We start from the raw sequence: 15,103 nt of genomic DNA on the forward strand, positions 1-15,103 counted from the left end.
TTACTCTCCTTCTGGCTGGTCCGCCGATTGGATCCTTCGTTTGAATTCGATCTCTTTTTCCAGGCAATATATTGTTGGGACAACGAACACCGTTATGAGGTCGAGGAACATTCCACCGACAATCGGCAAAGCCATGGGTACCATGACGTCCGCGCCTCGACCCTGCGAGGTGAGGACCGGAATGAGAGCCAGGATCGCGGTGGCTGAGGTCATGAGAGCCGGTCTGATTCTTTTAATCCCGGCTTCAACCGTGGCTTCTCTGATTTCTTTTATGGACTTGAAATTGTGCTGTGCGAACACCTGGTTCAGATAGGTCGAGTAGATCACACCGTCATTTGTGGCGATCCCAAACAGGGCGAGAAAGCCCACCCACACAGCAACGCTCAAGTTGTACGTCCTGACCTGAAAGAGATGGCGCATGTGAACGCCGAAGACACTAAAATCAAGGAACCAGGGTTGCGAATACAACCAGATCAGCAGGAATCCGCCAGACCACGCTACAAAGATCCCGGAAAAGACGTTCAGAGAAGTCGGAACGGATCGGAACTGAAAATACAGGATCATAAAAACCAGCAGCAGCGTAGCAGGGATGACTATAATCATGGTCTTCTCAGACCGTACCTGGTTTTCGTAGGAACCTGTAAAGATATAGGAAGTGTTCTCAGGAAGCTTCAACTCGCCGGAGTCGATCTTTTCCTTCAAATACTTGGCCGCGTCCTCCACGGCCGTGACTTCGGCAACTCCGGGTTTCTTGTCAAAGAGCACGTAGTTCACCAGAAAGGTGTTTTCGCTCTTTATGACCATAGGCCCGCGAATGTACTTGATGGTGGCCATCGACTTCATAGGAATGTGGACGCCCCCGACTCCTGGAACCAAGATGTCACCCAGGGCCTCCACTGAATCCCGCAACTCCCTGTCATAGCGAACCCGCACCGGGTACCGCTCACGGCCCTCCACGGTGGTGGTTATTCGTCTTCCTCCAATGGCTATCTCTATGACATCGTTGACATCCTGAACGTTCACGCCGTACCTGGCAATGGCCTCTCGATCAATTTCGATTTCAAGGTAAGGGACGCCTATATTTCGGTCTGCGATGACAGAGGAAGGCTCAACAGAAGGAACTTCTCTGAGATAACGTTCCATCTGGAGGCCTACTTTTTCCAACTCTTCCTGGCTGTTGCCTCGAACCTTGATCCCCATTGCGGATCGCATGCCTGTTTGGAGCATTACTACACGTCCGGCAATGGGCTGGAGCCTGGGAGCCACGGTTGTCCCTGGCAGATGAGCAGCCTTGACTATCTCATTCCATATATCGTTGACCGATTGGATTTCCGGTCTCCATTGGCGGATAGGTTTGCCGGTTTTGGGATCGAGGACATGATGCCCGGTTTCAGGATCAGTCTTATACTCAGGTATAAAGTTTACTATGGTTTCTATCATTGAGATTGGCGCAGGATCGAGCGCGCTCTCCACTCGACCGATCTTCCCCACCGCGGACTGGACCTCCGGAATGGACTTTATGGCAAGGTTCTGTTCGTGAATCACGTCCAGCGCCTGCCCAATGGACGCGTGCGGCATAAGGGTGGGCATGTACAGGAAAGTGCCTTCTTCCAGGTCCGGCATGAATTCTTTGCCAAGACCGGGAAAGACCCCCGAGAGCTTCTGCCAGACGCGGCTCGCGCGTATCGGGTCCTTTAGCGGCGCGGCCATGGGTTTTCCGCCCGTATCCTTTCCATGGCTCATTCCCGGCATACTCGGCATCGGCTTTGACTCTTCGGGCATTTTCTCCATTTGCTCGGTTGGCGCAGGAGGAGACCAACCGAAGATTCGGGTGGCTGTGTCGGGAATGAACCCAAAGATCCTGTCGAATCCGAGCCATATCATGAGCCCGAACATGACCAGGGTAATCGGGACGACCAGAAACTGGGCCTTGTGATTTAACATCCAGGCCAAAGCCTGACGATAATACCCGGTAAAGATCTTTCGAATACCCAGAAGCCCGAAAATAAGCCCCGCGCAAAAGACAAGATTCCTCAGCAGTCCTCTTTCCGGCCCCAAAGGAAGCCAGTGCTCGGTGAGCAGCAGGATCACTACCCCGAGCGCCACCAGGTTCATCGCAGTAGGGGTTTTTCCCCTGATATGAGGCGGGAGAAACAGCGAAACGAGCTTGATGGCCGCCAGGATCAGGACGCCCAGCCCGATGGACCAGGAAAGAGCATATCCTATCCAAACCCCGGCAATGGCGACCAATCCATAGGCAATCGCTAGGGTATTTGTCCGAAAGTTCCTTTTCGTGAAAACGATATGGGCGAGCGGCGTAATGACGGACAGGGCCAAAACGAGCGAAGCGGTTATTGCAATCGTTTTGGTCCATGCCAACGGCGTGAACAGCTTTCCTTCAGCACCCGTTAGTGAGAACACCGGAAGAAAGGCTATAATAGTCGTTGAAGCGGACGTGATTACCGCTCCGCCGACCTCGCTCGCGGCCTCATGGACTAACTTGAGACGACTCTTCTCCGGCGGATCGTGTTCTATGTGCCTCAAGATGTTTTCCGTGAGGATGATTCCCATGTCCACCATGACGCCAATGGCAATCGCTATGCCTGACAGGGCCATGATGTTGGCGTCAATTCCCATCAATTTCATGACAATGAAGGTGAGGAGGACAGCCAGGGGCAAAATGAAGGAAATCAACGCGGCGCTCGCCAGATGATTCACCATGACCACCACGATGATTATGGTGACTAGGATTTCCTCGGATAACGCCCGCTTCAGCGTGTCCAGAGTTTCATAGATGAGGTTAGTGCGGTCGTAAAACGGAACAACTTTGACCTGGGACACTGTGCCATCAGCAAGGGTTTTCTTGGGAAGACTTGAAGAAATCTCTTCAATTCTGGCTTTGACGTTCTTTATTACCTGTAGGGGATTCTCCGCGAATCGGACGACGACCACTCCTCCGACGGCCTCTGCTCCTCCTTTATTGAGTGCTCCTTGCCTGAAGGCCGGCCCTTCGGACACTGTGGCAACGTCTTTAACGTACAGAGGAACGTTGTTATCTACTTTAACCACGGCTTTTTCGAGGTCGTGGACGGATTTGACGAATCCCAGCCCGCGGATTACATAGTCAGACTTGTTAAGCTCGATAGTGCGAGCCCCCACGTCAATATTGGATTTCTGTACTGCGCTGAAGACATCCATGAGGCTTACGCTATGGGCTCGCAACGCATTTGGATTGACGTCTATCTGGTATTCCTTGACGTACCCTCCCACCGACGCGACTTCGCTTACACCTTTTGCGGATTGCAGCAGATACCGGACGTACCAATCCTGGGCGGTCCGTAGCTCGTCCAACCCGAACTCTTTGCCTTCTAGGGTGTACCAGAATACCTGTCCCACAGCCGTGGCATCCGGTCCCAAGGTTGGTTGAACGCCGACCGGCAAAATGCCGGGCTGGAGCGAGTTGAGCCGCTCCAATATCCGGGTGCGTGACCAGTAGAACTCAATCTTGTCCTCAAACACCACGTATATGGTTGAAAATCCGAAATACGAGTAACTCCTGATTGCTTTTACACCAGGAATACCCAAGAGTTGTACGGTCAGTGGATAGGTAATCTGATCCTCGACGTTTTTTGCCGAGCGGCCTTCCCAAACCGTGAACACTATCTGCTGATTCTCTCCAATGTCCGGAATCGCATCCACCGGCACCGGGTTTCGGGGTAACAGAGGAATGTCCCAGTCAAAGGGGGCAACGGCCAGGCCAACGAGGAAGACCGCCAGTATCAGGACGAACACCAGGAGTTTCTGCTGTAGCCAAAAGCCCATCATTTTTGAGAAAAGCGTTGGCGCTACGATCTCCGATTCGTCATTTTGATTCGCCATCACTGTCCCTCCTTCCCATGAGCGGAATGGGGATCTTTTTCAGCCTCGGGGGCCTTCTTAACCGGGGCTTTTGACTCCTGCTCAGGTGTCCCATGTCCGGCGTGAGCGTCAGGCGCAGGAGGCATTGTCATTGCGGGAGCCTTCTCAGCAGTGGCTTTTGACTCTTGCTCGGGTGTCTCATGGCCGGTGTGATTTGTCTGGAGTTCAGGCCCTGCAGAGATTGCCTCCGGGGCCGATGGTGCACCTTTGTTCGCCTCAACCGGATTCATCATGCTGGGTTGGCCAGAAATCTGAACCGAGCTGTCAATCTCGAAATTCCCCTTGACAACCACGCGTTCCCCCTCTTTGAGGCCGCCGGAAATTACGTATTTGTTCCCCGCCCTCGGGCCTAAAACCACATCTCTCTGCTCGTACGTCGGCTGCTTCTGATTCGGGACTTCTACATAGACAAGGGATCGCTTTCCGGTAAATAAGACCGCTGTCTCGGGCACTATAAGTGGCAGGACTGGATTCTCGACTCCGGAGTATCCGTATGCTGAAGCCGGTTGCAAGGGCTGTTGAGTTTTGGGGCAGGTGCCGGGGACATCGCTCACTTCTTTGGGGTCAAACGGGCAGATATATTTTCCCACCCATTCCGGCTTTATTACCCTCCCCTGGTCGTCTACTTCCGCTTCAAGCTCGGCATTGACAAACATATGGGGTTTTAATTCGTAATCCGGATTTTCTGCATCAACCCTCACCTTGATAGTCCGAGTCCCCATTTCTAAAACAGGCTCTATGAATATGACCTTGCCCTTGAAGGTTTTTCCGGGAAATGACGGCGTCGTGAATGTGACCTCCTGCCCGTACCTGATCCACGGGAGATCCGGCTCGTACGCATCGAGCTTTACCCATACGTGGGACAAGTCATTGATGACGAACATGTCTTGGCCTTCTTTCACGAATTGGCCCAGGACCGCCTTTTTTTCCATCACAATTCCGTTGATAGGCGCTCTGAGGGTTACGTACAGCTCCGGCTTCTTGCTTTCGCGAATTCGCGTGACCTGGTCCGTTGTCATGCCATACTGCTTGAGCTTTTCCTCGGCTCCACGGATGACACCTTCTTCGTCTTTGCTCCTAATGCTCTCGAACAGCTCCACCTGGCTTTTGATTAGCGTTGGACTCCAGACGGTCACCATGGGGTCGCCTTTGTTCACCTTGACTCCGGTGAAGTCTATGAAGACCTGGTCAAGGCGTCCATCAATGCGCGCAGTGAGCGTGGCCACCCTGGTCTCGGCGTCGAAGACCATTCCGACCATTCTCAGCTTCTTCACGGCCTTCTCTCTCTTTACTGCGGCCGTCTGCACCTTCGCCAGCATCTTGGATTCTTCAGACATGGCATAGCGAACCGGACCTTCGCTTTTGGATTCGACCCGCGCTGGCAAACCGTGGGCATGTCCCCCGGAAACAGGGCTCTTTGTCTGCTGTTCTGCCTGACTTGTTTGAGGGGCTTGAGACTCATCATGGCCTTTCTCGTGTCCTGAGCCTCTCAGAAAGTAGATCGCCAATGTCGCGACAATAATCAGTGATCCTATTAAGACCCACTTCAAAGTCTTCTTTGATATGGTCACAGTGTCATTCATGTTTTCCCCCGGTTTCTGAGCCACGTAGCTTTTCTTCCCTAGAACGTGGCCGAATATACTCGGAGCGACTCACCCACAGAACGTCATTTCCACGATTCAATTTCAGCCACCACGGAGGGGGTGAGTCAGGATACGTGTTACGTTAGTCTTCTGTACCGGGGGAATCAAGAAAGGAAAGAGCAGGTCTGCAAGAGGAGGGACAGAGGTTTCTCCAGATGAGAAAGAAACGGTCGAGTATTGGCCCAAGCCGTTTTCAGAGACTCTCTGGCGTCGATAGTAGCCACAGGTAACGCCAAGGCTTGATATTGCGGGAGCACGGACTCAGTTTCGGTGAGTCTCGCCGGGCTAAGGTCTTGGGGGCATCGAAAGGACACGCACCCATCATGGCACTTATGGTTCGCCGCATTCTTGTGTTTGCATGAGGAATCGTGATGAGCGGCTCGGCAGCTATCGTCTGCACACTCGATCAACTCACGCGTATCCGTCGGACAGCAACAGCCGCTGGACACGCCTAAAGCGGCATTGGCCCAGACAAACAACAACATGATGATGACCGTGATCGGACGATTCATGCAGCACTCTCCATTTTGCTAAAAATGATTCGTATCTTTCCAAAGTCAAGACCTGCTGGGATCTTTGGAGGAGAAACCAGGTAAAAATGGTGTCCCTTGGTTCCCCGACGGCTCCCCTGCCATTTCTGCTTTGTTCACACGTCGTTCCCGCGAAGGCGGGAACCCGGGGAATCCCGCGAGACGCGGGACTGGATTCCTCCCCCTGTTTTGACCGGGGTAAACTTGGGGATCGCAGGAATGACGGAATGCGGCCGTCTCGATAAAAACAAGGAAGATTGCCCCTACATGCCTCTTTGAATTCGTATCAAAGAGCAAACCGATCCCATGCGTACGGCTCGTGCATGACCCGAAGAAAGGACAAAATTCGTTCTCCACAGCCCTCCCTTCTCCTTTTTTCACTCCCCGATTCGGCATAACCTGCAGCACTTGCCAAGTTGAGCCTATGCACCCTATTTTATGTATATCAACGAGAAGTCGTGATCACAATGGCGTGAAATAGGTCAAAACACCGTCTAAAGGGTCACAAGGGGCAAAAGTGAGAATCGGGCATCGGACAGACCCTGGCAAAGACAGATCCAACAATGAGGACAGCTTGTACGTTGACCTGGACCTGGGATTATTCATAGTGGCTGATGGCATGGGCGGTCACAACGCGGGAGAAGTGGCGAGCGCATTAGCGGTGGAAGCGACCGCGAGATCTGTGCGGGAAGGGCTCAAGGCAGGAAAAGAGGCAGAACAGGTCATTCGCGAAGCGATCGCCTGGGCAAACGAGACGATCCTGGCAAAGTCTTTGAACAATCCCGCGTGGGAGGAAATGGGCACGACAGTGCTGATGGCCCTCACTACCGATCATCAAGTGATAATCGGGCATGCCGGGGACAGCCGGGCCTACTTGATCCGACACGGCGAAATACAACAACTCACTGACGACCACACTTTTGTATCCGAATGGTTGAAGGAAGGGCTGATCACTAAAGAACAGGCCCGAACGCATGATCAGCGCCACGGGCTGACAGAGGTATTGGGAGTAACTCACGGTGTGGAAGCGGAGGTTTCCGTCTGGCCCTGGGAGGATAATGCGTGCCTGCTCCTGTGTTCCGACGGCTTGACGGACATCCTCGACGATACGGAAATTCTCACGATTGTAGAAATTGCATCCGAGCCCCAAACAGCCTGCGACAACCTCGTCAGCGAAGCCAACACAAAAGGGGCCCAAGACGATATTACCGTCATACTGGTCTGCAATTGATCACGCGAACCCGGCGAGGGCCTCACATGGGATCTTCGTTGACACTCCTCGCACAGCGGAATCCCACGTCCTCGAAAGCCATGGATGGGTCCTGGGCAATGCCGGGAAAGAGGGTCGACCCGTGCAGCAGGGTTCCTCTCATTCCCCCGAGGACTACGAACTGCGGTTTCCTTTCGGGTGCAAGAACCACCCTTGTACCCCATTCACTTACGTTTCTCATTAGGCCTCTTATACCGTCAGCATTTGGATCAAAATCGCTCACTGGATAGGGGACTAGTGATGCCCCGCCATATTGGTAGGAATCTACCGGTCTTGTCTGCCTGGGCGAATTTGAGCGGCTCTGTTTTCGACCGACATCTCCCGTGGTCTCTTCCCCTTTGTATGCTCCCACCCACGACTCCATTTCCGTCTCAAGATCGTGGGTGCTACGGGCAATCTCAGGACTGCCTTTCTTCAACGGAGCTTCCTGTCGGCCTGCTGCACGGAGCCATTCGGCTTCCCTGGGCAGTCGCTTGCCATAGAATGCTGCATAAGCCGCAGCTCCGAACCCGGTCACCTTCACCACCGGATGTGAGGCGACACCAGCATACTGTAACAAGAACCTGCCATTTCGATACACGATCGGTTCGTAACTGCCATATACGGGCCCCAAGACGAACCAGGGCCGGCCATCGCCTCTGACTATGCCGTCTTCGACGTTGACCTTGGAAAGCACTTGGTTAAGGAATTCCACATACTTGTAGTTGGTGACTTCAGTCTCATCCATATAGAACGCGGGCACTTCAATCAGTTTGCCACCTTCAGTGCCGACATAATCGGGGAGCCTGATCTCGCCTATAGGAACCAGGTGCATTGTAGAGCCGTCTTTGCCTGACAAAGTGGCCACCGACGGCTCGTATTCCCGAGGCGCATTCTCTCCACCCATGGCCTTCTCCGATTCTGTCGGTTCCGTCACCTCCGGGGTGGAAATATGCGAGGGCGCGGGGGCGTCGTGCGTCATGATGAAGTGGTGGTACAGATTCGACAAGCCCACGATAGCCAGCAATACCAGTGCTATGGCAATCAACTGCTTGCGATGGAGGCCTTTGAGTAACGGTCGATCCGCTGTCTCGGCCCTCTCGATCAACCATTCCAGAGGGCCCCGAAGATCCTTTACGGACGGAGTTCTTTTCTGTAAATCCTCGGCCGTGGCTTGTTGGATGATGATATCTAGCCCCTTCAAAAACGGGGTATGGGGGTTTGAGAGGCACACCCCTTTCAAGGGACACGCGGTCTTACTGTCCACCATTTTTCCCTGAACCGCTTCGTAGAGAATCTTCCCCAATGCATATACATCGGCTCGGGCATCAGTTTCCCCAAGGTCCATAAATTGTTCCGGAGCCATATATGTGATGGTACCTTCCACGTGGTGGCTTTTGGTAAGCTGGGCCCACTGAGGTCCTCCCGCAATGCCGAAATCGGTGATCTTAGGCGTAGAGCCGTCCAAGAGAACGTTCTCGGGTTTCATATCGCGATGGACGATTCCAAGTGCGTGAACCGTCTCCAGGCCGTCAAATATGGGCAGAAAGTATGTTCTAATCCAGTGCCTGAGATCTCGTTCGCTGTCATGGTAACCCTGGTAAGGCATCGTGTCCCGGAGCGTGCGTCCGCCGGGTACGTATTCCATGACCACGTATCGAATCACGACTGCTCCATTTTTGAATATCGTGGCAGCATCCTGGTCGTAAACCTGAACCACATAGGGATGGCGGATCTGGGCCATAGCCATGGCTTCCCGATGGAACCGCCCGATCTCGGTTTCCACCTCCTCCTGGTCGTCTCCGAATTCCGCGAGATACTCAACCGAGACAGTCTTCACCACCACTTCTCGGTTCAAGTTAGTTTGCCGGGCTCTGTAGAGTTCTCCCTTGCCGCCAGTGGCGATATGTTCAAGAATCTCCCACTTGTCGTTGAGCACCATTCCCTGTTGCAGTAGAGGACTCTTGTTTCGTGAACTGGTGGAAGTGGTCTTGGAATCCATGTCAAACTACCTTAAGTTAAGGTTGTGCCTCCAACCGAATTAGACAACAGAGAAGCAGACTGTTTAGCCGCCAAGTTTCCCGCTTGTTTGGTCTAGTTTCATCTCAGCGCTTGGGATCTCTTTCAGTTTCTGTACCGCCTGTCGCTTGCCCTTCGACTCGTTGGCTTGTTGGCACACAGTATATTGCAGCGCAGCCCCGGCTGCGCCGAAGGGAACCGAAATCAAAAATGCTATCGCGTCCAGTATTCCGTCTCGCTTCTTCATCATCTTTCTCCTGGGGTATGGAAACCCCTGTGCAGAGAGAACCTGTGGGAAGTCCTCGCGGTCAGCCCAGACCCGCCGGCCTTCGTCAGAGTTGATCTTCAGTTAGTCGTTAAATCCGGCGCGTAGCTAGCGTCCGAGGACGGCATTTTTGTCGTCATGACAAAAGGAGGCCATGCACTGGGAAGGAATTCAAATCAACAGATAAACTGTTTGAAGGCGGGTGATTGGGAATTTCAGTTGGACGTCAACAAGCGAAGCGCTATCATGGCTCACGATTGTTACCGCAAAGGCTAAGAGATGTGGAGGGGCTGCGATACTTGCACCCTGGCCCTTCGGCAATACCTTTGTCGGAGTATTGGCTACGTGAAGATAAGGACCTCGCGCAGAAAGTGCTAGGCAATGACAACAGGGTTGTACAGTCAATATTTGGTCGAGAACGCGGAGATGATCGTGACCGTCTGCGGGAGATGCCAAGGAATTGTGCGTGCAATCATGCGCGATATGGTGCTTTTCGCCCTGGACCCCAACTGCGCCGCAAGAGCAGCTCATAGCCAGACCTGTCGTCACCAGCGTGACATACGCCAACGTTAGAATACACCCGAGGATCTTTCTTATTTTCGACGTGCTCATACCAATATCTCAGTGACCCACTCTGCTTCTGAACTCCCTAAATATCAGGGTAATAGCGGGTGCTTAAGATGTCAAGCGCTTTCTTGATCAATTAAGTAGGTGACGAGCAGTCCGATCCCTACCAGATGGCTAGGGTGTTGCTAGGATTTGGGACCGCGCACATAAGTTCACACGCGGGCTTCCGCGGGGTCCCGAGAGCCTGCCAGCAACATAGATCCAACACAAAAGCATAATAGTCAAGTAGTTATGTCATAATATGAATGTTAAATATCCGAAGATGGCCCAATATAACTCATCCTATTTCTAGAGTTTTGAACTAATACACGATAATTTCATTTTTTTCTTGACATTACAGAAAGCCAATGCCAGTACACCGACAAAAGTTCGGTTCGGGAGGGCGGGTATGTTGAGAAGAACCCAAACGCTATTAGTCTGCCAAATTCTCGTGGTACTCCTTTTCGCATCGGTTTCATACGCCGGGAATCTCACCCAAGCCGGTGCTCAGGGACATCACGACACCACGTTTTCACCTCCTGCCCCAGGGTACACCGTTGGCCCAAAGATCGAATCAAGGGGTATTTTCAAGTGCCGTCCGCAAGGGTACGGGCACTCACTCACCGGGCCATCCCGTGACCACCCCGGCATGCAGGCGTCCGGGCACGAATCAGAATGTGCCCTTCCCGTGCATCCGACGAGGGGATGGGAGTTAGCTGCCGACGCTTCCTTCGCTAGAACAAAAGGCAAGGTGCGCTTTTCCACAGGAATGCTCTGGGGCTCATACGGCCTCGATGACATAGACCTGAATGCCGACATGGGAATGGACGATCACGGGGTGATGGCTTCGTTCATGGCCATGTACAGGTTCAGACCGAAGTGGTCTTTCCGGTATTCGATTATGCCTATGACTATGATGGGTTCAGGACAAGCCGGAAGATCCTTTGTGTTCGGAAACGCTCAGTACACCGCGGGCCAACAGGTTAATATGGAATGGCAGCATCTGGAGCAGCGTTTCGGACTTATCTATGATGTCGTTCACGCCCACGCCTCCAGAATTAGCGTGTTCGGCGACTACGTTCGTGTGGCCGACAGGATAAAGGTCATGCAGATGCAGTTTGGAATGGGCAGCGGCATCATGGACAATGACCTCAACATGGCCATGGCGGGCCTCGAATTCGAGAAGTGTCTGAAAGCGACCCGCACAAAGGCAGCTCTCTCCCTGGGATGCAAGGCCGGCGCGTATTTCCTGGACGATGCCGTCGGCGCGGAAGCGGAAACCGCCTTGAGGTACAGCATACCAATGAACTGCGGGCGATGGGGCTTTGCAAAGGGTGGTTACAGGTATCTCACGTACAAGAAAAAATCCAGTGACGCGAGGATGTTCGATATGGCCATGGAAGGAGGCTTCCTCCAGATGGGCCTTGTTTTCTAAACGGAGACTGTGGCCTGCGATCAACTCCGATAGGCAGCCTGTCAGCCCTTCACTCTTAGCTCGACCGCCTCTTCATCACTCCCAGCTCAGTGGCGGTCGGGCTTTCTTTTCTAAGACGACCACGATTGGACCCGGCAGGACTTTGTCATCAATGGAGATAAGCATTCAACACGTACTGCTGTACCATCCGTTGCGTGTTGAAAAATGAGGCGTTGAAGGCTATGCTGTGCCGCATGATTTCCGTCCATTTGTCCCTGTCCCCGTAATACATGGGAAGAATGACCTTTTCCAGTTTGTCGTAAATCTCTTGCGCCTCCGATGTGTGACCATCCGATTCCACTGACCTTGATCCGACGGACCATCCGGTAACGCCCTCCACATGGCCTTCAATCCACCAGCCGTCGAGCACGCTAAGGCTTGGAATGCCGTTATGGGCCGCTTTCATACCAGAAGTGCCCGACGCCTCCAGGGGCTTTTGAGGTGTGTTAAGCCAGAGATCGACGCCCGCGGTCAGTAGCTTTGCGAGGTCCATGTCGTAATTGACGAGATAGGCAATCTTGATGCCGTCTTTCAACGCTTGGGCGGCTTGGAATACTTTCTTGATCAGTTCCTTTCCCTGCCAATCCTGTGGATGGGCCTTTCCCGCGAATATGAGCTGGATTTTTCCCGCTTGGCTCGCGATGCTCCGGAGCCTCTCCATATCCGAGAATATTAGATCCATTCTCTTGTACGGGGTCGCCCTGCGGGCAAATCCGATAATGAAGGTCTCACAGTCCATCCCGGTGTTGGTCTCCTTGTTCACGTGATCGCAGAGCAATTTCTTGGCAGCCACATGAGCTTCCCAGATCTCTTGTTTGGGAATGCCTAAGCTGTATCTCAGGGTAAACGAGTCTGTAGTCCATCCGGGGATATATTTGTCGAAAAGCAATTTGAAGCTGTCTGACGTCCATGTATACGAATGAACCCCGTTGGTTATGGAATCCACGGGATAGGCGGGGAACATTTCTTTCGATACTTCACCATGTCTCTTCGCCACCCCGTTTACATAGTGGCTCATGTTCAAGGCCAGCAAAGTCATGTTCAGGCGATCTTTGCCGCCGAGCATCTTTATGATATCCGGCGGAAATCCCCCTCCAAGGAATTCCTCGACCATGTTGTAAGAAAAATGATCGTGACCGGCCGGCACTGGGGTATGGGTGGTAAAGACACAAGATTTTCTTACAGCCTCAAAATCCCATTCAGGGGCTTCTTTTCGCCGGCGTTCCCGGAGCAGTTCCATGACCAGCAAGCTGGCGTGGCCCTCATTCATGTGGAATCTTTTGAGTTTGCTGTAACCCAAATTCCCAAGCATTCTGACGCCACCGATACCCAGGATCATTTCCTGGGAAAACCTGCATGCCTCATCGCCCCCGTACAGGCACCGGGTCAGGCTTTGATCATCAGCACTGTTTCCTTCGAGGTTGGTGTCTAAAAAAATGACCGGCACGCAATAGCCGGTCATCCCAATCATGTCGTATTGCCAGGCAGCTACCTTCACGGTCCTGCCGCGTATCCGTATCTCAATGTATTCGGACAAACATCTCAAGTAATCACTAGGATTCCAATCAACCGGCAGTTCGATTTGATTGCCCTGTTCATCCAATTGCTGGCGGAAATAGCCCTTCCCATACAATAAGGTGACCCCGACGACGGGCACCTTCAAGTCTGCGCAGGATCTGAGCGTATCACCCGCGAGAATGCCCAACCCGCCACTGTAAGTGGGAACATTGGGACTAACAGCAATTTCCATCGAGAAGTACGCGATGCTTCGCTCCTGCTCAAGTGTTATGGCGCGGCTTTCAATCACTCTGAGATATTTCTCCGGCACCCTTTCAAACAGGTTCCTGCAAAACTCGGAACAGAAATAGTAAACTTGTCCTTCATAATGGGACCTTAATCGAGTGTCCTCTTGAACCACCATTCCACAAACGGGGTCTCGGGCCATTCAAGATCTCCTTCTTAATATCTCATGAGGGTCACTGCATCATCTTCTGGCTCCCTCAAGTTTTGCTCCGCTGAGATTCGCTCCGTTGAGGTTTGCGCCCAAAAGGTCAGCATCCGTCAGATCAGCTCCCGTCAACACTGCCCCGGACAGATTTGCACCCGAAAGATCTGCACCAGGAAGGTTTGCACCGTTGAGGTTGGCAACACTCAAGTTCACCCCGGCAAGCTCTGCACCCGGAAGATCGGCAAAAGATAAGTCAGTCCTTGACATATTCGCTCCGCTCAGCCTTGCGCCGGACAAAACAGCTCCCGACAGATCGGCTCCGGACAGATCAGCTCCGGAAAGGTCAGCCCTGGAAAAGTCCGTTGCGCCCAAGGCGGCTTTGCTCAGATTCGTGCCCGGTAGGGTAGCTCCGGACAAATCGGCAAATGACAATATTGCTTCACAAAGAGCGGCTCCGGACAACGCCGCTTTACTCAAATCAGCTTGCCCCAGATTTGCTCTGGACAAGTCCGCGCCACACAAGTTGGCTCCACACAGGTTTGCCTTCCAGAGAACTGCCTCTACCAGCTTGGATGCCACCAGTCCGGCCCCGAGCAAGCTGGCTTCCGATAGGTCGGCATTGGACAAATCTGCTCTATCCAACCTCGCCACGGTTAGCCTCGCTTTGGACAAATTTGCTCCGGAAAGCTGTGCGTCCGAAAGGTCGGCCGAATTGAGCCTGGCTCTGGACAGATTCGCAAGAGACAAATCTGCGCCGTGAAGATCCGCGAGAGTTAAGTCAGCGCCAGACGCAGCGGCATACTCGATCAATGCCTTCAGCGAATCGGCTTCGGCAGAGAAGATTAGTTCATGTGTAAAAACAGCCTTCACTTCGATCGTGTTCTGCATATGGCCTCCCTTAGTATTTAATTGGAGTAGGCAGGCTCAAACCGTCTGAATACCTTCCTATCCCTCGTATCGTAGCTCAAGTTGACTGTTTTGGTCAAGAAAAGCCGGTAGGAGTTGGGATCGCTATTTTTGCCCGCCCGTGCATAAGGAACTGAAGCGTTGCGCTCATCTGTTCTTGGCTTCCTGCTGTGCCCGCCAACTTAAAACAAAAGGTAGATCCGGGCCCTCTGGAATTGAGATACAATACGGATAGGGGTTGTTTGAAGGCGAACTCGTATGACGGGATGTGGTCTGAGCAAATCGGACAAAGATTTTTGGTAATGACCGTATGTCTTTTCCAGATCGATAGAAATCTTGATGAAGCTTCTGATCCAGCGCATGACAACTGGTCTCCTAGCGTCTTCGGGTAGGGGTCTTATTACTGTTACAATAAAACCTTGACAAATAGTCGTCGGTCCTTTATGAAGTGGTTGTGGCCCATTAAATCACGTTCGTCGCGGTGAATCCATGGATAGAATGAAGGCCCTGTGCATTAGCATATTACCGGCCTTTCGGAGCCGAAA

9 protein-coding genes are annotated in these 15,103 nt (G+C 52.8%); 2 read left to right on the top strand and 7 right to left on the bottom strand.

Annotated features, from left to right (window positions below):
• From HY913_19485 to HY913_19495, 3 genes are all read right to left on the bottom strand, one after another.
• A complete protein-coding gene (locus HY913_19485) occupies positions 1–3,879 on the bottom strand; it encodes an efflux RND transporter permease subunit (protein MBI4965469.1) in 3,879 nt (1,292 codons plus the stop codon).
• The gene (locus HY913_19490) at positions 3,879–5,501 is read right to left on the bottom strand and encodes an efflux RND transporter periplasmic adaptor subunit (protein MBI4965470.1); all 1,623 of its coding nucleotides are present in this window, start codon (positions 5,499–5,501) and stop codon (positions 3,879–3,881) included. Before HY913_19490 ends, HY913_19485 begins: the two co-directional genes overlap by 1 nt.
• 164 nt (positions 5,502–5,665) lie before the next feature.
• Positions 5,666–6,073, bottom strand: coding sequence for a hypothetical protein (locus tag HY913_19495; GenBank protein MBI4965471.1), 408 nt, complete (start codon positions 6,071–6,073; stop codon positions 5,666–5,668).
• Positions 6,074–6,608: 535 nt separating this feature from the next.
• On the opposite strand from HY913_19495, the gene HY913_19500 reads away from it, so the two are divergent.
• Positions 6,609–7,322, top strand: coding sequence for a Stp1/IreP family PP2C-type Ser/Thr phosphatase (locus HY913_19500; protein ID MBI4965472.1), 714 nt, complete (start codon positions 6,609–6,611; stop codon positions 7,320–7,322).
• 22 nt (positions 7,323–7,344) lie between these two features.
• Here HY913_19500 and HY913_19505 read toward each other — a convergent pair whose 3' ends face one another.
• Together HY913_19505 and HY913_19510 are read right to left on the bottom strand one after the other, a co-directional pair.
• Positions 7,345–9,342: an SUMF1/EgtB/PvdO family nonheme iron enzyme gene (locus HY913_19505; protein ID MBI4965473.1), complete on the bottom strand. Its 1,998-nt coding sequence runs from the start codon at positions 9,340–9,342 to the stop codon at positions 7,345–7,347.
• 63 nt (positions 9,343–9,405) lie between these two features.
• Positions 9,406–9,606: a hypothetical protein gene (locus tag HY913_19510; GenBank protein MBI4965474.1), complete on the bottom strand. Its 201-nt coding sequence runs from the start codon at positions 9,604–9,606 to the stop codon at positions 9,406–9,408.
• A gap of 1,033 nt (positions 9,607–10,639) precedes the next feature.
• On the opposite strand from HY913_19510, the gene HY913_19515 reads away from it, so the two are divergent.
• On the top strand, positions 10,640–11,665 hold the full coding sequence (locus HY913_19515; GenBank protein MBI4965475.1) for a hypothetical protein: 1,026 nt from the start codon (positions 10,640–10,642) through the stop codon (positions 11,663–11,665).
• 148 nt (positions 11,666–11,813) lie between these two features.
• Here the strand turns inward: HY913_19515 and glgP are convergent, their stop codons facing one another.
• Positions 11,814–13,649, bottom strand: a complete 1,836-nt coding sequence (glgP, locus tag HY913_19520) for an alpha-glucan family phosphorylase (protein MBI4965476.1) — start codon at positions 13,647–13,649, stop codon at positions 11,814–11,816.
• A 39-nt stretch (positions 13,650–13,688) separates the two neighbouring features.
• The gene (locus tag HY913_19525; protein MBI4965477.1) at positions 13,689–14,540 is read right to left on the bottom strand and encodes a pentapeptide repeat-containing protein; all 852 of its coding nucleotides are present in this window, start codon (positions 14,538–14,540) and stop codon (positions 13,689–13,691) included.
• Positions 14,541–15,103 lie beyond the last annotated feature (563 nt).

The sequence above is a fragment of the Desulfomonile tiedjei genome (assembly GCA_016212925.1).
Lineage (GTDB): Bacteria > Desulfobacterota > Desulfomonilia > Desulfomonilales > Desulfomonilaceae > JACRDF01.